This window comes from Streptomyces coacervatus, assembly GCF_029223485.1.
Taxonomy (GTDB): Bacteria; Actinomycetota; Actinomycetes; order Streptomycetales; family Streptomycetaceae; genus Streptomyces; species Streptomyces coacervatus.
Genome location: NZ_JARHTP010000011.1, coordinates 225,148 through 245,441 on the forward strand (window position 1 = coordinate 225,148; position 20,294 = coordinate 245,441).

At 70.8% G+C, this 20,294-nt stretch carries 21 protein-coding genes; 6 read left to right on the forward strand and 15 right to left on the reverse strand.

The annotated features are described in order from the left end of the window. Positions 1–20 precede the first annotated feature (20 nt). Positions 21–794 carry an SDR family NAD(P)-dependent oxidoreductase gene (locus tag P2Q00_RS27170; protein WP_275775451.1) on the forward strand — a complete coding sequence of 258 codons (774 nt, stop codon included), beginning with the start codon at positions 21–23 and terminating at the stop codon, positions 792–794. Positions 795–867: 73 nt separating this feature from the next. Beyond that, on the forward strand, positions 868–1,575 hold the full coding sequence (locus tag P2Q00_RS27175) for an ester cyclase (protein WP_275775452.1): 708 nt from the start codon (positions 868–870) through the stop codon (positions 1,573–1,575). An 80-nt stretch (positions 1,576–1,655) separates the two neighbouring features. Here the strand turns inward: P2Q00_RS27175 and groL are convergent, their stop codons facing one another. The 4 genes from groL to P2Q00_RS27195 all read right to left on the reverse strand — a co-directional run bounded on the left by groL (position 1,656) and on the right by P2Q00_RS27195 (position 5,751). Continuing rightward, complete coding sequence (groL, locus tag P2Q00_RS27180) at positions 1,656–3,281, reverse strand: chaperonin GroEL (RefSeq protein WP_275775453.1); 1,626 nt, start codon at positions 3,279–3,281, stop codon at positions 1,656–1,658. 128 nt (positions 3,282–3,409) lie between these two features. Further along, complete coding sequence (groES, locus tag P2Q00_RS27185) at positions 3,410–3,718, reverse strand: co-chaperone GroES (protein ID WP_003998759.1); 309 nt, start codon at positions 3,716–3,718, stop codon at positions 3,410–3,412. A 288-nt stretch (positions 3,719–4,006) separates the two neighbouring features. Further along, positions 4,007–4,822, reverse strand: coding sequence for a polysaccharide deacetylase family protein (locus tag P2Q00_RS27190; protein WP_275775454.1), 816 nt, complete (start codon positions 4,820–4,822; stop codon positions 4,007–4,009). Next, on the reverse strand, positions 4,819–5,751 hold the full coding sequence (locus P2Q00_RS27195; protein WP_275775455.1) for a polysaccharide deacetylase family protein: 933 nt from the start codon (positions 5,749–5,751) through the stop codon (positions 4,819–4,821). Before P2Q00_RS27195 ends, P2Q00_RS27190 begins: the two co-directional genes overlap by 4 nt. Before the next feature lie 90 nt (positions 5,752–5,841). Here P2Q00_RS27195 and P2Q00_RS27200 point away from each other — a divergent pair, with 90 nt between their 5' ends. Next, entirely contained in the window at positions 5,842–7,011 is a 1,170-nt protein-coding gene (locus P2Q00_RS27200; RefSeq protein WP_275775457.1) for a class I SAM-dependent methyltransferase, read from the forward strand. Here the strand turns inward: P2Q00_RS27200 and P2Q00_RS27205 are convergent, their stop codons facing one another. The 6 genes from P2Q00_RS27205 to P2Q00_RS27230 all read right to left on the reverse strand — a co-directional run bounded on the left by P2Q00_RS27205 (position 7,012) and on the right by P2Q00_RS27230 (position 13,964). Next, on the reverse strand, positions 7,012–8,307 hold the full coding sequence (locus tag P2Q00_RS27205) for an RNA polymerase sigma factor (protein ID WP_425579597.1): 1,296 nt from the start codon (positions 8,305–8,307) through the stop codon (positions 7,012–7,014). A 53-nt stretch (positions 8,308–8,360) separates the two neighbouring features. Beyond that, the gene (locus tag P2Q00_RS27210; protein WP_275775458.1) at positions 8,361–8,717 is read right to left on the reverse strand and encodes a YciI family protein; all 357 of its coding nucleotides are present in this window, start codon (positions 8,715–8,717) and stop codon (positions 8,361–8,363) included. 135 nt (positions 8,718–8,852) lie between these two features. Further along, complete coding sequence (locus P2Q00_RS27215; protein ID WP_275775692.1) at positions 8,853–10,205, reverse strand: FG-GAP-like repeat-containing protein; 1,353 nt, start codon at positions 10,203–10,205, stop codon at positions 8,853–8,855. A 121-nt stretch (positions 10,206–10,326) separates the two neighbouring features. Further along, positions 10,327–11,376, reverse strand: a complete 1,050-nt coding sequence (locus tag P2Q00_RS27220; RefSeq protein WP_275775459.1) for an LCP family protein — start codon at positions 11,374–11,376, stop codon at positions 10,327–10,329. A gap of 80 nt (positions 11,377–11,456) precedes the next feature. Beyond that, complete coding sequence (locus P2Q00_RS27225; RefSeq protein ID WP_275775461.1) at positions 11,457–12,800, reverse strand: endo-1,4-beta-xylanase; 1,344 nt, start codon at positions 12,798–12,800, stop codon at positions 11,457–11,459. Between the two features lie 102 nt (positions 12,801–12,902). Beyond that, positions 12,903–13,964: a LacI family DNA-binding transcriptional regulator gene (locus P2Q00_RS27230; protein WP_275775462.1), complete on the reverse strand. Its 1,062-nt coding sequence runs from the start codon at positions 13,962–13,964 to the stop codon at positions 12,903–12,905. 153 nt (positions 13,965–14,117) lie between these two features. Here P2Q00_RS27230 and P2Q00_RS27235 point away from each other — a divergent pair, with 153 nt between their 5' ends. After that, positions 14,118–16,421: a beta-xylosidase/alpha-l-arabinosidase gene (locus tag P2Q00_RS27235; RefSeq protein WP_275775463.1), complete on the forward strand. Its 2,304-nt coding sequence runs from the start codon at positions 14,118–14,120 to the stop codon at positions 16,419–16,421. Positions 16,422–16,451: 30 nt separating this feature from the next. Continuing rightward, positions 16,452–16,973, forward strand: a complete 522-nt coding sequence (locus tag P2Q00_RS27240) for a hypothetical protein (protein ID WP_275775465.1) — start codon at positions 16,452–16,454, stop codon at positions 16,971–16,973. On the opposite strand, the gene P2Q00_RS27245 is transcribed toward P2Q00_RS27240, so the two are convergent. Genes P2Q00_RS27245 through tsaB form a run of 4 tightly spaced genes read right to left on the reverse strand, consistent with a single transcriptional unit; the run spans position 16,924 to position 19,433 of the window. After that, positions 16,924–17,181 carry a hypothetical protein gene (locus tag P2Q00_RS27245; RefSeq protein WP_275775467.1) on the reverse strand — a complete coding sequence of 86 codons (258 nt, stop codon included), beginning with the start codon at positions 17,179–17,181 and terminating at the stop codon, positions 16,924–16,926. The two genes, P2Q00_RS27240 and P2Q00_RS27245, sit on opposite strands and share 50 nt — an antisense overlap. Next, positions 17,178–18,278 (reverse strand): tRNA (adenosine(37)-N6)-threonylcarbamoyltransferase complex transferase subunit TsaD, encoded by a 1,101-nt coding sequence (tsaD, locus tag P2Q00_RS27250; protein WP_275775468.1) that lies wholly within the window; start codon positions 18,276–18,278, stop codon positions 17,178–17,180. The genes P2Q00_RS27245 and tsaD overlap by 4 nt, the downstream gene beginning before the upstream one ends. After that, positions 18,271–18,780 carry a ribosomal protein S18-alanine N-acetyltransferase gene (gene rimI / locus P2Q00_RS27255; RefSeq protein WP_275775469.1) on the reverse strand — a complete coding sequence of 170 codons (510 nt, stop codon included), beginning with the start codon at positions 18,778–18,780 and terminating at the stop codon, positions 18,271–18,273. Before rimI ends, tsaD begins: the two co-directional genes overlap by 8 nt. Beyond that, on the reverse strand, positions 18,777–19,433 hold the full coding sequence (gene tsaB, locus P2Q00_RS27260) for a tRNA (adenosine(37)-N6)-threonylcarbamoyltransferase complex dimerization subunit type 1 TsaB (protein WP_275775470.1): 657 nt from the start codon (positions 19,431–19,433) through the stop codon (positions 18,777–18,779). Before tsaB ends, rimI begins: the two co-directional genes overlap by 4 nt. Before the next feature lie 114 nt (positions 19,434–19,547). Between tsaB and P2Q00_RS27265 the strand changes: the two genes are divergently transcribed. Continuing rightward, positions 19,548–20,102, forward strand: a complete 555-nt coding sequence (locus P2Q00_RS27265) for a hypothetical protein (protein ID WP_275775472.1) — start codon at positions 19,548–19,550, stop codon at positions 20,100–20,102. Positions 20,103–20,111: 9 nt separating this feature from the next. Here P2Q00_RS27265 and P2Q00_RS27270 read toward each other — a convergent pair whose 3' ends face one another. Next, positions 20,112–20,288, reverse strand: a complete 177-nt coding sequence (locus P2Q00_RS27270) for a hypothetical protein (protein WP_275775473.1) — start codon at positions 20,286–20,288, stop codon at positions 20,112–20,114. Positions 20,289–20,294: the final 6 nt, after the last annotated feature.

Genomic DNA, 20,294 nt, shown 5'->3' on the forward strand with positions numbered 1-20,294 from the left:
CGGGTAACTACCCTTGGGCCATGACAACGGCTCTGATTACGGGATCGACCGCGGGCATCGGCGCCGCGTTCGCACGGCGGCTGTCGGCCGACGGACACAACCTGGTGCTCGTCGCCCGCGACACCAAGCGGCTGCAGGAACAGGCGACCGAACTGCACGACCGGCACGGCATCGAGGCGGAGGTGCTCACCGCGGACCTCGCCACGGACGACGGCATCGAGGCCGTGGCCACGCGCCTGGCCGACCGCAAGAACCCCGTCGACCTGCTGGTCAACAACGCCGGCTTCGGCAACAAGGGCCGCTTCCTCGACGTACCGATGGCCGACGAGCTGACGATGCTCAAGGTGCACTGCGAGGCGGTGCTCCGCCTCACGGCGGCGGCGACCGAGGCGATGCGCGAGCGCGGCCGCGGCGGGGTCGTCAACGTCGCGTCCGTGGCCGCCTTCGTGCCGCGCGGCACATACGGCGCCTCCAAGTCGTGGGTCGTGCAGTTCACCCAGGGCGCGGCAAAGGATCTGGCCGGCAGTGGAGTGCGGCTGATGGCGCTGTGCCCGGGGTTCGTGCGGACGGAGTTCCATCAGCGGGCGGGGATGGGAACGGACAACATTCCCGGGTGGATGTGGCTGGACGCGGACAAGCTGGTGGCGGCGGCGCTGGGGGATCTGGCGCGGGGCAAGTCGCTGTCGATTCCGGATCCGCGGTACAAGGCGCTGATGGGGATCGTGAAGGTGACTCCGCGGGGGCTGCTGGGCGGGATCAGTTCGCGGACGGGGCGGAAGTACGGGCCTCAGTAGGCGCGTGCCTGCGCGGCGCCGGAAGAGGAGAATGGTGCCGTACGACCGGACCGAGCGGACCGGAGGCATCACCATGACCTTCGTTCAGATCATCGACTGCAAGACCAGCCGATTCGACGACATCAACCGGCTGATGGACACGTGGGTCGAACAGACCAAGGGGAAGCGGACGGCGACGCACGCGGTGGTCGGCAAGGACCACTCCGACGCGTCGCACTTCATCGAGATCGTGGAGTTTCCCTCGTACGAGGAGGCGATGCGGAACTCCAACCTGCCCGAGACGGACAAGATCTTCCGGGAGATGGTGGCTCTCTGTGACGAGATGCCGACCTTCACGGATCTGGACGTCGTACGGGACGAGCAGTTGTACACGGACACCGCCCGGCGGTTCTTCCAGACCATCGCCGTCTCGGGCGAACTGCCGTCGATCGACGACCTGGTGGCGGAGAACTACCACGACCACGACCCGGCGAACGAGCAGGACACCATGGGGATGGACGCCCTGCGGCGCGAGGTCGAGATGTGGCGCGGCGGCTTCGACTTCGAGTTCGAGATCCGGGACCAGATCGCCCAAGGGGACCGTGTGTGCACCCAGTGGACCTGGCACGGGACCCACAAGGGCGAGTTCATGGGGCTTCCGGCCAGTGGGAAGAAAGTCGCCATGACCGGTTGCACCATTCAGCGGTTCGGCGAGCACGGAAAGATCGTCGAGGCGTGGTGGGAGTACGACCGGCTGGGGCTGATGGGGCAGCTCGGGGCGCTGGACGCGTTGGAGCGGTAGGCGCGGTAGGCGCGAACGCGGAGGCCCGGCACCCTTGGGTGCCGGGCCTCAGTGCTGACCTGCGTCAGTGCTGACCTGGGTCAGTGGGCGTGGCCGTGGCCGTGGCCCGCGGCGGCCGGCTCTTCCTCTTCCTTCTTCTCGACGACCAGGGTCTCGGTCGTCAGCAGGAGGGAGGCGATGGAGGCGGCGTTCTCCAGGGCGGAGCGGGTGACCTTGACCGGGTCGATGACGCCGGCCTTGACCAGGTCGCCGTACTCGCCGGTGGCGGCGTTGAAGCCCTGGCCCTTCTCGAGCTCGGCGACCTTGGAGGTGATGACGTAGCCCTCCAGGCCGGCGTTCTCGGCGATCCAGCGCAGCGGCTCGACGACCGCGCGGCGGACGACCGCGACACCGGTGGCCTCGTCGCCGGTCTTGCCGAGGTCGCCGTCCAGGACCTTGGCGGCGTGGACGAGCGCGGAGCCACCACCGGAGACGATGCCCTCCTCGACCGCGGCGCGGGTCGCGGAGATGGCGTCCTCCAGACGGTGCTTCTTCTCCTTCAGCTCCACCTCGGTGGCGGCGCCGACCTTGATCACGCACACGCCGCCGGCCAGCTTCGCGAGGCGCTCCTGGAGCTTCTCGCGGTCCCAGTCGGAGTCGGTGTTCTCGATCTCGGCCTTGATCTGGGCGACGCGGCCCACGACGTCCTCGTGGTTGCCGGCGCCGTCGACGATGGTCGTGTCGTCCTTGGTGATCGTCACGCGGCGGGCGGAGCCCAGCACGTCCAGGCCGACCTGGTCGAGCTTGAGGCCGACCTCCTCGGAGATGACCGTGGCGCCGGTGAGGACCGCCATGTCCTGCAGCATCGCCTTGCGGCGGTCGCCGAAGCCGGGGGCCTTGACCGCGACCGCGTTGAAGGTGCCGCGGATCTTGTTGACGACGAGGGTGGAGAGGGCCTCGCCCTCGACGTCCTCGGCGATGATCAGCAGCGGCTTGGAGGCACCCGCCTGGATGACCTTCTCCAGCAGCGGCAGCAGGTCCGAGATCGAGGCGATCTTGCCCTGGTTGATCAGGATGTACGGGTCGTCGAGGACGGCCTCCATACGCTCCTGGTCGGTGACGAAGTACGGGGACAGGTAGCCCTTGTCGAAGGCCATGCCCTCGGTGAAGTCCAGCTCCAGACCGAAGGTGTTGGACTCCTCGACGGTGATGACACCGTCCTTGCCGACCTTGTCCATCGCCTCGGCGATGAGCTCGCCGACCTGGGTGTCCTGGGCGGACAGACCGGCCACGGCGGCGATGTCGGACTTCTCGTCGATCGGGCGGGCGGTCGCGAGGAGCTCCTCGGAGACCGCGGCCACGGCCGCGTCGATGCCCTTCTTCAGCAGCGCCGGGGAGGCGCCCGCGGCGACGTTCCTCAGGCCCTCGCGTACGAGCGCCTGGGCCAGCACGGTGGCGGTGGTGGTGCCGTCACCCGCGATGTCGTTGGTCTTGGTCGCCACCTCCTTCACCAGCTGGGCGCCGAGGTTCTCGAACGGGTCCTCGACCTCGACCTCGCGGGCGATGGTGACGCCGTCGTTGGTGATGGTGGGGGCGCCGAACTTCTTGTCGATGACGACGTTGCGGCCCTTGGGGCCGATCGTCACCTTGACCGTGTCGGCCAGCTTGTTGACGCCGCGCTCGAGGGCGCGACGGGCGTCCTCGTCGAACTTCAGGATCTTCGCCATGGGAGCGGTTCAGCCCTCTCGGAAAACGTGGGTGAAACGAACTGCGCCCCTGACGCCCGGCTGATTAATGGTCGCGGGGGCCAGGGGCGCAGCTCAAAAGCAATGTGCTTCGGTGAGGAAGCGGTGAATTACTTCTCGATGATCGCGAGCACGTCGCGAGCCGAGAGGACGAGGTACTCCTCGCCGTTGTACTTCACCTCGGTGCCGCCGTACTTGCTGTACAGCACGATGTCGCCGGTCTTGACGTCGAGCGGCAGGCGCTCGCCGTTCTCGAAGCGGCCCGGGCCCACGGCCAGGACGACGCCCTCCTGGGGCTTCTCCTTGGCGGTGTCCGGGATGACCAGGCCAGAGGCGGTGGTCTGCTCGGCGTCGAGCGGCTGGACCACGATGCGGTCCTCGAGCGGCTTGATGGCAACCTTGGAGCTGGTGGTCGTCACGATCCGACCTCCCCCTTCGGAGATCTCACGGGGTTAACTGTCTGAGGTGGCGACCAGGTGGATCCGTCGTCGCGGGTGCCGGACCTGCCCGTCGCGTAGTTGGCACTCTCCAGTGGGGAGTGCCAGACCCGAGACTATGACCGCGATTAGCACTCGGTCAAGCGGAGTGCCAATGCCTGCGGCGCGTCGGGCGGGTTCATCGGCCTGAAGGGCCTCGTCCTCAAATGCCGGACGGGCTGGGATTGCCGACCGGGGGTTGGGAAGTCACCGGCGCTTGGAAGGTCACCGTCAGACATAGTCCTCCAGGCGTCCCACCGTCAGGCCCTGCTCCTGTACCCGTCGCAGCAGTCGTACCGTCCGTGCTCTGAGGGTCAGGCCCACGCCCTCGTCCGGGTCGACCGCCACGATGTCGCCGGGCCGCAGGTGGTGGGCGCCGCGCAGATACGTCAGCTCGCCGCTTCCCGTCATCGACGCGCGCCACAGGACGAGGGCCGAGATGCCGCAGTCGGCGGCCGCTCGGCGGGTGGTGGTGTCGTAGGTGCCGTAGGGCGGGCGGAAGAGGCGGGGGCGGCTGCCGAAGCGGGATCTGAGTTTGTCCTGCTGGCCGCAGATCTCGGCGCGCTGGCCGGCGTAGGGCAGTCCGCGCAGGGCGGGGTGGTCGAGGGTGTGGTTCTCGATGTTCGCGCCGACCGACCGGAGGCGGGCGAAGTGGCCGTACCCGGGGCCGACGACGCTGTCCGTGAGGAACATGCTGACGGGCAGGCGCAGTTCACGGACCAGGTCGACGAAGCGGGGATCCCTTTCGGCGCCGTCGTCGTAGGTCAGGAAGACGACCCTGTCGTGGGTACGGATGCGGGACACGACCGGGGGGAGGCCCGAGCCCGCCGTCCGGGCCCGCGGCGCACGGGACGGCTTCGGGGCGGGGTGCAGCGGGGCCGCGAGGCCCCAGCGGCGGTACGGCCGCTGGGGCATTCCGACGGGCCCGTACGGCCCTATGCGCCGGGCTGCCTTCTCGCCCAGCCGCTCGATGGGGTCGACGGACTGGGCGCAGCCGGTGAGGAGCGCGAACGCCAGGGCGCCGGACGCCAGGCCCCGGAGCCTCACAGGTAGTCCTCCAGGCGGGCCACCGCATATCCCTCGGCCGTGACCTTGTTCAGGAAGCGGCGCATGTCGTCGACCATCGTGCCGTCCCACTCGTCACGGCCGCGGAAGTGGGTGAGCACGATGTCGCCGGGGTGCAGGTCCCGGTCGTCCTCGCGGTACTCCCAGTGGTCGACGAAGACCTCCTCGTCCCAGATGGGCGCGTACTTGATGCCGCAGGACTTGGCGGCGCGCAGGGTGTCCTGGTTGTAGTTGCCGAAGGGCGGGCGGAAGACGGTCGGGCGCTTGCCGAACTGCTTCCTCATGATCGCCTGCATGCCGCAGATCTCGTGCTTCTGCTCCCGGTACGACAGCCCCGGAAGGTAGGGGTGGGTGAGGGTGTGGTTGTTGAGGGTCACCCCCTCGGACTGCATCCGGCGGAAGTAGGCGTAGTCGTCCTTCACCAGGAAGTTGCTGAGGAAGGCGGTGTACGGGATCTTCAGGTCGCTCATCATCCGCAGGAACGCCGGGTCCTTCTCGGCCCCGTCGTCGATGGTCAGGAACACGACCTTCTGCCTGGTGGGGATGGTGGTGAAGACGGGCGGGAGGTCCAGTTCCTCCTGGTCGTCCACCTCGAAGCCGCTGCGGGCCGTGATCCTCGGTTTCTTCGCGGGCGGCGGCGGAGCCGTCAGCGGGACCTTCGCCAGGTCCCAGTGGCGCGCCGCGGCGGCCCGGGCGGCGTGCGCGACATGCAGCTTCGCCGCGTACGAGTCCAGGGCGCGGGCCGGGGGTGCCTGCAGCGGCTGCTGCCGGCCTGGGGCCGGGTGCACCGGCGGTCCGCCGAACTGTGCACAGCCCGAGGCAATGGCCGCGACGGCGAGCACGGCGATTCCACCGCGGACCCACGGCACCCCATAAGCCCGAGTTTTGTCATTTTGTACGACTAGTCGCATGGTGCCGGATCCTCGCAGGACCGGGTCCGGATCCCCGTACGACACCGCGGCCGGAGGCACACCGTCCACCGACTGGCCCACAATGAGCCGGTGAACGACCTCGCTGACCTCCTCACCCCCGAAGGCCGTGCCCTCCTCGACGAGGTGCGCGGCACGGCCCCGGCCGACGAGCTCGCCGTCGCCACCCGGCTGCGCCGCGAGCACCCCGCCGAGCTGGTGTCGGCGGCGCTCGGGCAGGCGCGGCTGCGGCAGCGGGCGGTGGCGAAGTTCGGCGCCGAGGACGCGCAGCGGATGTTCTTCACGCCGAACGGGGTGGAGCAGTCGACGCGGGCGAGTGTCGCCACGTACCGGGCCGAGCGGCTGAAGGCGATGGGCGTCGCCTCCCTCGCCGACCTGTGCTGCGGGATCGGCGGCGATGCCATTGCGCTCGCCCGGGCCGGGATCCGGGTGCTCGCCGTGGACCGGGATCCGGCGACGGCGGCCGTGGCGCGCGCCAACGCCGACGCGCTCGGGCTCGCCGAGCTGATCGAGGTGCGGGAGGCGGACGTCATGGAGGTGGACACGTCCGGCTACGACGCCGTGTTCGTCGATCCGGCCCGGCGGGGCGGCCGCGGGCGCATCTTCGACCCGGAGGCCTACTCGCCGCCCCTGTCGTGGGCGGTCGAGGCGGCCCGCAAGGCGTCCCGCGCCGCCGCCCTGAAGGTCGCGCCCGGCATTCCGCACGAGGCCGTTCCCGCCGACGCCGAGGCCGAATGGATCTCGGACGGCGGGGATGTGAAGGAGGCCGTGCTGTGGTTCGGGACGGAGCCGGGCGCGGTGCGGGCGACGCTGCTGCCGGGGCCGCGCTCGCTGCTCGGGAAGGGACTGCCGGACCCCCAAGTCCGGCCCGTCGGGAGGTACTTGTACGAGCCGGACGGCGCCGTCATCCGTTCCCATCTGGTGGCCGAGGTGGCCGAGGAGGTCGGCGGCGGGCTGATCGACGCCACCATTGCGTACATCACCGCGGACGAGCACCACATGACCCCGTATGCGACGGCGTACGAGATCACCGACCAACTCCCCTTCAGCGTCAAGAAGTTGAAGGCGCTGCTGCGGGAGCGTGAGGTCGGCATCCTGACCGTGAAGAAGCGCGGATCGGCCGTGGAGCCGGAGGAGTTGCGCCGGAAGGTCCTCCCCAAGCCGCACGGCCCGAACGCGGCGACCGTGTTCCTGACCCGGGTGGCGGGGGCGCCGACCATGCTCCTCGGACACCCCTGCTGATCAGGACAGATCAGCTGCTCGGCGCAGCAGCAGCTCCCGCTCCCGTTCGTTGCGCGTGAGCTCCGCGGCCCGTACGAGCTCCTCGTGTGCCTCGGCCGTACGTCCGAGGCGCGCCAGCAGATCGCCGCGGACGCTGGGCAGCAAGTGGTAGTCGCGCAGGGTGGGTTCGGCGGCGAGGGCGTCGACGATCGCCAGGCCCTCCGCCGGACCTTCCGCCATGGAGACGGCGACGGCACGGTTGAGTTCGACGACCGGGGACGGGGCGCGGGCGGCGAGCAGGCCGTACAGCGTGGCGATGCTCGTCCAGTCGGTCTCCTCGTATGTGAACGCGTGCGCGTGGCAGGCGGCGATGGCCGCCTGGAGGGCGTAGGGGCCCGGGGCGCCCGTGGCGGTGGCGTCGCAGCGGTGCAGGGCCGTGATGCCGCGGGCGACGAGCATGCGGTTCCAGCGGCGGCGGTTCTGGTCCTTGAGGAGGACGGGTTCGCCGTCCGGGCCGGTGCGGGCGGCGGCGCGGGAGGCCTGGAACTCCAGCAGGGAGGTCAGGGCGTGCACCTCGGGCTCCTTGGGCATCAGGGACGACAGCACGCGGGCCAGGCGCAGCGCGTCCTCGCAGAGCGCGGGGCGCAGCCAGTCGTCGCCGGCCGTGGCGGCGTAACCCTCGTTGAAGATCAGGTAGATGACGTCCAGGACGGAGCCGAGCCGGGCCTCGCGTTCGGGGCCGTACGGCACCTCGAAGGCGATGTTCCTGGTGGCGAGGGTCTTCTTCGCGCGGACGATGCGCTGGGCGACGGTCGGTTCGGGGACCAGGAACGCGCGGGCGATCTCGGTCGTCGTCAGGCCGCCGAGCAGGCGCAGGGTGAGGGCGATACGGGCCTCGGCGGACAGGACCGGGTGGCAGGCGGTGAAGACCAGGCGGAGCAGGTCGTCGTCGATGTCGTCGGGGTCGGCGGGCTCCTCGGGCGGGGCCGTCGTCTCCAGGGTGCGGCCGATCTCCGCCAGCTTGCGGGCGTAGTTCTCCCGGCGCCGGATCAGGTCCACGGCGCGGTGCCGTGCGGTGGCCATGAGCCAGGCGCCCGGGTTGTCGGGCACGCCGTCGCGCGGCCACTGCTCCAGGGCGGCGACCAGGGCGTCCTGGGCGAGTTCCTCGGCGATGCCGACGTCGCGGACGATGCGGGCGACGGCGGCGATGATGCGAGGCGATTCGAGACGGAAGACGGTCTCGATGGCGTGGCGGGGGTCGGCTCCGGAGTCGCGCGGGGCGGCGGTGGCATGCGAGGCGGTGGGCTGTGGTTCCACAGCCCACCATGCAACACCCCCGGCGCCCTCGGGCCAAGGAAGGCTCAGGTTTCTCAGCCTTCGGCGATCTCCCGAACCTCGCAGGTCACCGTCCAGAACTCCTCGTGCACCTTCAGGAAGCGCTTGGTCCACTCCAGGGCCTCGGCCTTGTCCTTGCACTGCATGATCGCGTAGCCGCCGACGACCTCCTTGGACTCGGTGAAGGGGCCGTCGGTGACGGAGATCTGCCCGCCCTCCCAGTGCACGAGGGTGCCCTGTGCGGACGGGGTCAGGCCTGCCGTGTCGAGCATGACTCCGGCCTTGGTGATCTCCTCGATCAGTTCGCCCATGCGCTGCATCAGCTCGGGGCTGGGGCCCTCTGCGGGCGCGGTCTTCTCGTCGATCTTCACGAGCGACAGGTAACGCGGCATGGTGACTCCTCGATCGCTACGGGGCCGGTCCTTTCCGGCCTCTCACCAGTGCGTCGATCGGGAGAGGCCGGGATCGACAGCCTCCGCGGATTTCTTCGGAGTTTTTTTCCCGGAGCACTGACCTGCCAGGACCTGCTAGGACAGCTCCCAGCCGAACGCCGCCTTCGTGTACGGCGCCCCAACCGTCCGCCCGCCGAAGGTGAATGCCGCGTCCGTCACGATGCCCGTGGGACGCCCCCGCAGGGACCAGACCGCGCCGTCGCCGGCGTTCTCGTGGGGCGCCGCCGCCGCGAGGTCCGCGTAGCCGTTGCCGTTGATGTCGAGGAGGCTGACCGCGCCGCCGAAGTTGTCGCTCGTCTCGACGGCTCCGGGGACGCCCTTGGTGTTCTGGGTGAAGCCCTGGGCGCCCTTGCCGGTCAGACCGCTCCGGCTGCCGTACAGGACGTCGACCATGCCGGCCCCGTCGTTGTAGCCGAGTTCCTCGCCGGGCGCGCCCACAGCCACGTCGTCGTAGCCGTCGCCGTTGATGTCACCGACCGCCACCGCGGCGCCGAACTCGTCCACGGTCTCCTTGCCGCCGGGGACTCCGTCGGTGTTCTGGCTGTACGTCTTCCAGGTGGACTGCGGCTTCAGGCCGGAGGCCGAGCCGAGGGCCACGGTGACCGTCGAGTAGTTCTCGGCACCCCGGACGACGTCGCCGTAGCCGTCGTGGTTGATGTCGCCGAAGGCCACCCCGCCGTCGCCCTCGGGGGCCTTGACGGAGGTGAAGGCGTCTCCGGAGGCGGTGGCCAGGTAGAACCGAGAGGTGGAGGCGCCCTCGCCGATGTAGTCGGTCAGCGCGAGGTCGTCGCGTCCGTCGCCGTTGACATCGCCGGCGGCGGCGTCCAGGACGTCGTCGTACTGGAGGTCGGTCGGGCCGAAGGCCCTGGTGGCGGCCGGCTTGCCAGTGCGGGAGATCGGGCCGGTCCAGACGGTGGCCGTGGTGCCGTAGGGGTCGTCGTGCCCGGAGCGGCCCCCGCGGAACAGGACGAGGTCCTGCTTGCCGTCACCGTCGAAGTCGCCGGCCTGGGTGACCGCGGCGGGCACGGACACCCCGCCGGACAGACCGCTCTTGCCGCCCCAGACGACGACCGCGTCGCGTACCGAGGAGGTCTCCCCGACGATCAGGTCGGTGCGCCCGTCGCCGTCCAGGTCGCCCTTGGACAGCTGGATGCCGAAGTTGTCGCCCGCCTGGGGGCTGCCCGGAATGCCGCTGGTGGCACGGCTGATGACCGTGCGCCGGTCCTTGGTCAGGCCGTGCGGGCCGCCGTACATGACGACGACGTGACCCGCCCCCTTCTGGCCGCCGACCGTGGCGGTCGGGGCGCCGATGGCTAGGTCCTTGTAGCCGTCGCCGTTGAAGTCGTCCCGGACGGTCTTAGGGGCGGCGGCCGCGGCACTGCCCGCCAGCGCGGGGATACCGCCGAGCGCCAGCACACCGGCAATCATCGGCACGGACCAAGCTCTGTACGAACGCGAGATGGACATCAGAAATCCCCCTGGTTACGGCAGTGCAGTCACCGCAAGAGACCCCCTGGGGCGCCCGATGGTTGTAATCACCGGCTCACTTTCAGCGCAGGGATTCCCACAGCCTGCTCGCCGCCGGTTCCTTGGCCACCACCCGGTTGGGGTCCGAGGGCGCGGTCACCACCGGCATCATCACGGTCTTCACCCGGTCCGCCGACAGTCCCTTCAGGCTCTCGCCGAGGCTCACCAGCTCGCTCAGCGAGTCCAGGCCGGTGTCGGTGGTCAGACTGCTGGTCACCGCCTCGGCCACCGTGTACAGCTTGCCGGGGTCGGTGAACAGGCTGGTCGAGGAGATCCGTTCCAGCAGGGCCTTCACCAGCTTCTGCTGCAGCCCTATGCGGCCGAGGTCGCTGCCGTCGCCTATGCCGTGCCGGGTGCGGGCGAGGGCCAGGGCCTGCTTGCCGTTCAGGGTGTGGGTGCCCGCCTTGAGGTGCAGATGGCTGTCGTCGTCGTCGATGTCCTGGTCGGTGGTCACGGTGACGCCGCCCAGCGCGTTCACCAGCTTCGCGAAGCCCGAGAAGTCGATCTCGATGTAGTGGTCCATACGGACGTTGGTGATCGACTCGACCGTCTTCACGGCGCAGACCGCGCCGCCCACCGAGTACGCGCTGTTGAACATCGCGTTGTACGCCACCGCCGTCGACCCGCCGGACTTCAGCGGGCAGGACGGACGCGTGACGAGCGTGTCGCGCGGGATGCTCACGACGGTGGCCTTCTTCCGGCCCGCGTCGATGTGCACGACCATCGCCGTGTCGGACCGGGCGCCGGAACTGCTGCCCCCGCCGAGCTCCTTGTTCTCCTTGCCACTGCGCGAGTCCGAGCCCAGCACCAGGATGTTCAGGGAGCCGCTGGGCAGGGGGGAGGCCGACGCGGACGCCGAGGGCGTGATCATCGCCTTCGCCGGACGGTCGTCGCCGAGCGCATTGTTGATGTCGACGCTCTTGATGTTGCTGTTGAGATGCCAGTACGCCCAGCCCGCCGCACCCGCGCCCAGCACCAGCAGGCCCGCCATGGTGAGGCCGGCGATCTTCAGTACGGTCGACCGCCGGCCCTTGGGTCTGCCCGCGTCTCCGCTCTCGTCGTGTCCCGTCACGAGCAGGAACGTAAATCCGAATTATTAGGGGATTGTTAGTGACGGAGGCGTGAGACGTTTTTCTTCGGAAATTCTCACACTCAGCCCAGCGTCACCGTCGGCGCCGGATTGCTTCCGCTCCAGGACGCGTTGAACCCGAAGGTCACCGAACCGCCGTCCGGCACCGAGCCGTTGTAGGAGGCGTTCGTGCACGTCACCGCCGTACCCGACTGACTGCAGGTAGCGTTCCAGGCCTGGGTGATCTGCTGGCCCGCGCCGAACGTCCAGCTCGCCTTCCAGGACGACAGCGAGGCCCCCGAGCAGCCGATCGTCACCTGGCCCGTGAACCCGGTGTTCCACTGGCTGGTCACGCTGTACGTCGCCGTGCAGGCACCGGTGGGTGGCGTGGTCGTCGTACCGCCGAGGGCCTCCGCGATCGCGTAGTACGCCGGTTTCGGCGCGTAGTTCTCGTCGTACGGCGTCGCCGCCCCGTACCCCGGGAACGTGCCCGGCACCCAGGAGTCGGAGTCGGTGAAGCCCCAGACGGTGACGCCTGCGCACCGGGTGACCGCCACGCAGGCGTTCAGCACCGACTTGTAGTCGGCGGCCTGCTGGGCGAGTTTCGTGCTGTCCGACGGGAGCGCCATGCGCACGTCCAGCTCGGTGACCGAGACATCGACGCCGAGGTCGGCGAAACGCTGGATGTTCTGCTGCAACGACGACGGGACCTGACCGAGGATCAGATGCGCCTGCAGGCCGACGCCGTCGATCGGGACGCCCCGGCTCTTGAGGTCCTTCACCAGGTTGTACAGGGCGGTCGACTTCGCGTTGACGCCCTCGACGTTGTAGTCGTTGATGTACAGCTTGGCGGCCGGGTCGGCGGCGTGTGCCCAGGTCAGGGCGTTGGGGATGTAGTCGGCGCCGAGGCCGTTGTACCAGAGGGTGGAGCGGTAGGTGCCGTCCTCGTTGAAGGGTTCGTTGACCACGTCCCAGGCGGTGATCTTTCCCTTGTAGCGGCCGACCTCGGTGCCGATGTGGTTCTGGAGGAGGCTGCTGAGCTGGGCGGAGGTCCAGGTGCCGTTGGTCAGCCAGCTGGGGTTCTGGTTGTGCCAGACCAGGGTGTGGCCGCGCACCTGCTGGTTGTGGGCCTGGGCGAAGGCGACGATCTGGTCGGCCTCGGTCCAGTTGAAGCTGCCCTGGGTGGGCTCGACCGTGCCCCACTTCATCGCGTTGCCGGGGGTCAGCGAGTTGAACTGCGCCCCGGCTATGTCGCCGTACGTCCCGGTGAGCTTGGAGCCGGTCACCGCCGTGCCGATGACCTTGCCCTTGGCGGCGGCGAGGTCGCGCAGCGGGGTGTCGGCGGCGTGCGCCGCGGGCGCCGTGAACAGCAGCGCGGCGCCGGTGACGAGTGCCGCCAGGGATGAGCCTGTTCTCAGAGATCTCATCGCGGGTGCCTCCGAAAGTTTCGGTCGTACAACCGATTGGCTTCGGAGGAGTGTGGAGGTGCCCGCACCACCCGTCAATACGTCAACTTCCGGCCACCCGCGTCACGCCGGTGGCGGCGCCGTGCTGCTGCGCACCACCAGGCTGGTCGCCAGCTCCACCCGGGTCGCGACCGGGGCCCGGTCCTCGCGCCCCAGGTCGAGCACCAGCTTGGCCGCCGCCTCCGCCATCTCCGTCAGCGGCTGCCGTACGGAGGTCAGCGGCGGCCCCACCCAGCGTGCGATCGGCAGATCGTCGAAGCCGACCACGCTCAGGTCCTCGGGGATGCGCAGGCCCAGTTCGCGCGCGGCCTCGTACAGGCCGAGCGCCTGGAGGTCATTGAGGGCGAAGACGGCGGTGGGACGGTCCGGGCGGCGCAGCAGCTGAAGGCCCTGCCGGTAGCCGGCCTCGTGGTGGAAGTCCCCGGTCGCGATCAGCGCCGGGTCGACCGGCAGCCCGGCGGTCTCCAGCGCGGCCCGGTAGCCGTCGACGCGGGCGCGGCTGCACATCATGCGGGACGGTCCCGTGATGGCGCCGATGCGGGTGTGGCCGAGTTCGACGAGATGCCGGGTGGCGGCGAGGCCGCCCTGCCAGTTGGTGGCACCGATCGACGGGACGTCCACGCCCGGGTCGCCCGCCGGGTCCATCACCACGAACGGGATGGAGCGGCTGGTCAGCAGCGCCCGCTGGGACTCGTCGAGACCGGACAGGACGAGGATCACGCCGTGCGGGCGCCGGGCGGCGACCTGGTCCGCCCAGGTCCGCCCCGGCGTCAGCCGCCCGGCGCTCTCGCTCAGCACCACGCTCAGCCCGGCGTCCCGGGCCACGTTCTCCACGCCCCGGATGACCTCCATCGCCCACGCGCTCTCCAGCTCGTGGAAGACCAGGTCGATCAGGGGCGAGCGGCTGGCCTCGGCGCGCCTGCGCCGGTAGCCGTGGGCGCGCAGCAGTTCCTCGACGCGGCTGCGGGTGGCCGGGGCCACATCGGCACGGCCATTGAGGACCTTCGAAACAGTCGGCGCCGACACGCCGGCCTCACGGGCGATCTCGGCGAGCGTCGCGGTCTGCGCGGACCGGCCTGCCGCCGGGCCTGCCGTCCGGGTTTCAACGGGCTCCGGGGGTGTCATGGCGGCGATCGTATCCCTGCACGACCTCTTGACGAAGCCTCCGGACCGCCCTAGGTTCCCGGAACATTCGATATACATAACGAAACATTCGCCGCACAGAGCTTTCCAGCGTTCGTGAGAGGGCCACACCCACTCGACAAGAGCAGGAGTTTCATGACCACCGCCCCCTGGCGTGACCCCGCCCTGCCCGCCGCCGCCCGTGTCGACGACCTGCTCTCCCGGATGACTCTGGAGGAGAAGACCGCCCAGCTCTACGGCGTGTGGGTGGGCGCCGACACCGACGGCGACGGAGTCGCCCCGCTGCAGCGGGAGATGAGCTCCGACTACGACTGGGATCAGCTGATCACCCATGGCCTGGGCCAGCTCACCCGCCCCTTCGGCACCGCCCCCGTGGACCCGGCGCTGGGCGCGCAGGCACTGGCCCGCGCCCAGCGCCGTATCGCGGCGGCGGGCCGCTTCGGCATCCCGGCCCTCGCGCACGAGGAGTGCCTGGCCGGTTTCACGACCTGGCAGGCCACCGCCTACCCGGTGCCGCTCGCCTGGGGCGCGAGCTTCGACCCCGGGCTGGTCGAGGAGATGGCGGAGGCGATCGGCCGCGATCTGCGCTCGGTGGGCGTGCACCAGGGGCTCGCGCCCGTCCTGGACGTCGTACGGGATCCGCGCTGGGGACGGGTCGAGGAGACCATCGGCGAGGACCCGTACCTGGTCGGCACGATCGGCAGCGCATATGTGCGGGGCCTGGAGTCGGCCGGGATCGTCTCCACGCTCAAGCATTTCGCGGGGTACGCGTCCTCGGCGGGCGCCCGGAACCTCGCGCCCGTGCGGGCGGGCGTGCGTGAATTCGCGGACATCACGCTGCCGCCCTTCGAGATGGCGCTGCGCGAGGCCGGCGCCCGCTCGGTGATGGCCGCGTACACGGACACGGACGGCGTCCCGGCCTCGGCGGACCCGGGCCTGCTGACCGAGCTCCTGCGCGAGGAGTGGGGCTTCACCGGCACGGTGGTCGCCGACTACTTCGGCGTGGGCTTCCTGCAGACCCAGCACCGGGTCGCCGGCACCGAGGCGGAGGCGGCCCACGCGGCACTCGCGGCGGGCCTCGACGTCGAGCTCCCCACCCTGAAGTGCTACGGCAAACCGCTGATCGAGGCGGTACGCGCGGGCGAGATCCCCGAGGCCCTGATCGACCGGGCGGCCCGCCGAGTCCTGTTCCAGAAATGCGAGTCGGGCCTGCTCGACGAGGACTGGAACCCGGAGCCCGCCGAGCGGATCGATCTGGACTCGGCGTCGAACCGCGCGCTCGCCCGCCGCCTGGCCGAACGGTCGGTGGTCCTGCTGGACAACCCGGACGGCGTCCTCCCCCTGGCCCCCGACACCCGTATCGCGGTCGTCGGCCCGCGCGCCGCCGACGCCCTGGCCATGCTGGGCTGCTACTCCTTCCCGTCCCATGTGCTGACCCACCACCCCGAGGTCCCGATGGGCATCGGGATCCCGACGGTGCTGGAGTCCCTGCGCGCCGAACTCCCGGACGCCAAGGTGACGTTCGCGGAGGGCTGCGGGGTCGACGACCCCGACACCGGCGGCTTCGAGGAGGCGGTGGCACGGGCGTCGGAGGCGGACGTGTGCGTGGCGGTGCTCGGCGACCGGGCGGGCCTGTTCGGGCGGGGCACTTCGGGCGAGGGCTGCGACGTAACCGACCTCCAACTCCCGGGTATGCAGGCCGACTTGCTCGACGCGCTCGTATCGACCGGCGTCCCGGTGGTGCTGGTGCTCCTCACCGGCCGCCCCTACGCACTGGGCCGCTGGCACGGCCGGCTGGGCGCCGTCGTACAGGCCTTCTTCCCAGGGGAGGAGGGCGGCCCGGCGGTGGCGGGCGTGCTGTCGGGCCGCATCAACCCGTCGGGCCGCCTCCCGGTGAGCGTCCCGCGGGTCCCGGGCGGCCAGCCGTGGACCTATCTGCAGCCACCCCTGGGCCTGGCGGGCGAGGTCAGCAACCTCGACCCGACCCCGCTGTACGCCTTCGGCCACGGCCGCTCGTACACGACCTTCGCCTGGGAATCGGAGTCCGAGGGCGCCGAGATCGGGACGGACGGCTCCTACGACGTCCACGTCACCGTCCGCAACACGGGCGACCGCGCGGGCGCGGAGGTCGTCCAGCTGTATCTGCACGACCCGGTGGCGTCGGTGACCCGGCCGGACGTACGCCTGATCGGTTACCGGCGGCTGGAGTTGGAGCCCTCAGAGGCTTACCGCGTCACGTTCCGCTTCCATGCGGACCTGTCGGCCTTCACGGACCGCTCACAAACACGGGTGGTTGAACCGGGCGCTCTGGAACTACGGTTGGGAGGATCCAGCGCGGAGACACGGCACACGGCCCGGCTGAGTCTCACCGGCCGGGTGCGGGTGCTCGGCACCGACCGACGGCTGCTGTGCGAGACGGAGATCTCGAGGGCGGACTGACCCCCGCGCCTCGGACTTGGGGGAGGGACCATGGTCCGGTACGTGCATCACGAGTTGTCGGCCGCGGCGTTGATACTCGCCGGCGTGGCCGGCGGCTGGGCGGCGGCGGTCGCCACGGGCCAGAGCCCGCCGGTGCGGAGCGGAGCCGTCGGGGTGCTGGTCACCTCCGCGCTCGGCTTCCTCGTACTGTCGACGCTGGTGCGGGCGAGCCGGCTCAAGTGGGTCGGCCAGATGCGGGAGTTCGAGGCCGCGACGCCGGTGCCGGACACCGACGGGCGTCACCTCCGCACCGTCCTCGCCCCCCGCACGCTCGGGCTGTTGCTGCTGCCGGCCCTGTGCGTCTTCGTCATCAGGGACACCGGAATCGTCGTGGTCCCCCTGGCCCTGGGGCTGGACTGGCTCGGCAAGGCGCTGGTGGGCGCCAGCTGGGAACGGATGAACGGCCGACGCCTGTGGCTGACCCCCGGCCCCGACGAGCCGTCGGGGCTCCGGTACACCACCGTCAGTCCGTCCCGAGGGACTCGAACCGCCACCGGTGCACGGCCCGCATGACCAACTCCCCTGCCGGTTCCGGCAGTTCGGGCAGCTCGGCGTCGTAGGCCGCGTCCCACCACGTGATGACGAGGACGCGGTCCTGCGGGGCCCGGAAGGCCTCCCGTCGCAGCGGCTGCCCCGGCAGCTCCTGTTCCCGCGCCCAGGCGAGCAACTCCTCGCCCCGGCCCTCGGCGGCCCGCGCCTCCCACATCAACGTGACCGTCACGAGTAGAGGTTCTCCTTGCTGACCTCGTGCACATGATCGTGATGGTGCCCCGGCACATGCGGGTCGGTCACCGGCAGCGAGGAGTCCGCGGAGAGATCCCAGCCGGACGCGGCCCGGTTACGGGCCACCAGCTCCGCGCCGAGCGCCGCCACCATCGCGCCGTTGTCGGTGCACAACTTGGGCCGCGGCACCCGGAGTCGGATACCCGCCGCCTCGCACCGCTCCTGCGCCAGCGCCCGCAGCCGCGAGTTCGCAGCGACCCCGCCGCCGATCATCAGATGGTCGACGCCCTCGTCCTTGCAGGCCCGTACGGCCTTCCGGGTGAGCACGTCGACGACCGCCTCCTGGAAGGAGGCCGACACATCGCGCACCGGCACCTCCTCCCCCGCCGCCCGCTTGGCCTCGATCCAGCGGGCCACGGCCGTCTTCAGCCCGGAGAAGGAGAAGTCGTACGCCGGGTCGCGGGGGCCGGTCAGGCCGCGCGGGAACGCGATCGCCGACGGGTCGCCCTCGCGCGCGTACCGGTCGATGACCGGGCCGCCGGGGAAGCCGAGGTTCAGCACCCGCGCGATCTTGTCGAAGGCCTCGCCGGCCGCGTCGTCGATGGTCGAGCCGAGCGGCCGTACGTCCGAGGTGATGTCCGTCGACAGCAGCAGGGACGAGTGCCCGCCGGACACCAGCAGCGCCATCGTCGGCTCGGGCAGCGCCCCGTGCTCCAGCTGGTCCACGCAGATGTGCGAGGCGAGGTGGTTGACGCCGTACAACGGCTTGCCCAGCGCATACGCATACGCCTTCGCCGCCGATACGCCGACCAGCAGCGCGCCCGCCAGACCCGGACCGGCGGTGACCGCGATGCCGTCCAGGTCGCGCGCGCTCACCCCCGCCTCCTTCAGCGCGCGGTCGATCGTCGGCACCATCGCCTCCAGGTGCGCCCGGGAGGCGACCTCCGGGACGACGCCGCCGAAGCGGGCGTGCTCGTCGACGCTGGACGCGACGGCGTCGGCCAGCAGGGTGGTGCCGCGGACGATGCCGACGCCGGTCTCGTCGCAGGAGGTCTCGATCCCCAGTACGAGAGGCTCGTCGCGTGAGTCAGCCATGGATCTCGGTTCCTTGTACGGAAGTTGATGGGTCGGTCAGTCGCATGACCAGGGCGTCCACATTGCCCGGCTGGTAGTAGCCGCGTCTGAAACCGATGGCCTCGAAGCCGAAGCGCTCGTAGAGCTTCTGCGCGCGGGTGTTGTCGATGCGGCACTCCAGCATGACTTCGGCGCACTCGAAGGCGGTCGCGGCCCGCAGGAGTTCGGTGAGGAGCTGCCCGCCGAGCCCGGTGCCCCACTGCTCGCGGGCGACGGCGATGGTCTGGATGTCGGCAAGGTCGCCGGCGGCGGCGAGGCCCGCGTACCCGACCACCTGCCCCTCGCCGTCCTCGGCGACGACATAGCGGCGGGTCGCCTCGGGTCCGCGGGCATGGGCCAGTTCGGACCAGAACATGCCCCGGGACCAGGCGTCCTCGGGGAAGAGGTCCTTCTCCAGTGCGAGCACACGGTCGATGTCCCACCAGCGCATCTCGCGCAGTCGACAGGTCACGGGTTCGGTCACTTGGGGGTGACCACCTTGTAGTTCTTGGGGACCTGGGCGTCCGGGCGGCGCAGATACAGCGGCCGGGGCTCGGGAAGCTCCTCGCCCTTGTCCAGCCGCTCGGCGGCCAGACTCGCGAGCGCGGCGGCCGACACATGCTCCGGCTCGTGCGCCTTCGGGAAGGTGTCCGGGTACAGCAGCGCGCCCGCGCCGACGGCGGGCAGCCCGGCCACCCGGTCGGCGATGTCGGCGGGACGGTCCACGGCGGGGTCGGTCAGCCGGGTGCGGGAGTCGGCGTAGGTCGCCCAGTAGACCTCCTTGCGCCGGGCGTCGGTCGCCACGACGAAGGGGCCCTTCTCGATGTCGGCGGCGTACGCCAGACCGTCCAGCGTGCACACGCCGTGCACGGGGACGCCGAGCGCGAGCCCGAACGTGTCCGCGGTCATCAGGCCGACGCGCAGTCCGGTGTAGGGGCCGGGCCCGATGCCCACGACGATGCCGGTGACGGCGTCGAGCCTGAGCCCGGCCTCGGCGAGCACCCGGTCGACGGCCGGCAGCAGCAGCTCTCCGTGCCGGCGCGCGTCCACCTGGCTCGACGAGGCGATGACGTCCGTGCCGTCGTGCAGGGCGACGGTCACGGCTGGGGTTGCGGTATCCAGAGCGAGCAAGAGCACGCAAACAGCCTACGGCTCCTGCGGCGCGGCCATCGCCGCCCCGGTCGGGCGGGTGACGGCTGCTACGGTCGCCGAAAAGCACGACTTACGAGGCGAATGGGGCAGGTGGCGACGGTGGCAAGGAGTAGCTCCGGATTCGTGTTCGGGCTCACCGCGGCCGCCCTGGCCGCGGTCGGCTTCCTCGGCTACCGGTCCTACGCGACCGCCCCGGCCGGCTTCGCCAAGCCGCAGGCGAGCGCCTCGCCCACGGCGGCCGTCTCGCCGGCGCCCGGCGCCCAGCGGGACCCGGGCGTCCCGCCCGCCGCGTCCGGCGCGGGCGAACGTGTCGTCTACGCGGTGCGCGCCGGGCGCGTCTGGCTGGTCGACGCGCGCAACAAGGTCACGCGCAGCTACCCGGTCACCCCGGGCAATGTCGCCCCGGCGCCCGGCGTCTACCGGGTCACGTCCCGCTCGAATTCCGTCGTCGCCACCGACGGCACCCCCATCGAGCACGTCGTCCGCTTCACCAGCGTGGACGGTGTGGCCGTCGGGTTCAGCGCGGCGGTCGGCAATGCGCCGGCGGCAGCGGACCCGGGTGTGCGCTCGGGCGGGATCCGGGAGTCCCGCAAGGACGGCATCGCACTGTGGGAGTTCGCGACGATCGGCGCGCAGATCGCCGTGCTCCCCTGAGCAGCTTCTCTACGCAGCTTCTCGGTGCTGGGCAGGTGGCCGGGACACCTCGGGGTCCGGCAGCCGCGGCGGGGTCGAGATCGCGTTCGCCGCGGCACACGACGCCAGCAGTGCCCGCATGGAGACGCCGGCTACGACGGCGTACGGCTGCTGCTTCTGCTGCTCGTTGCTCTCGGTGGCCGACATGGACGC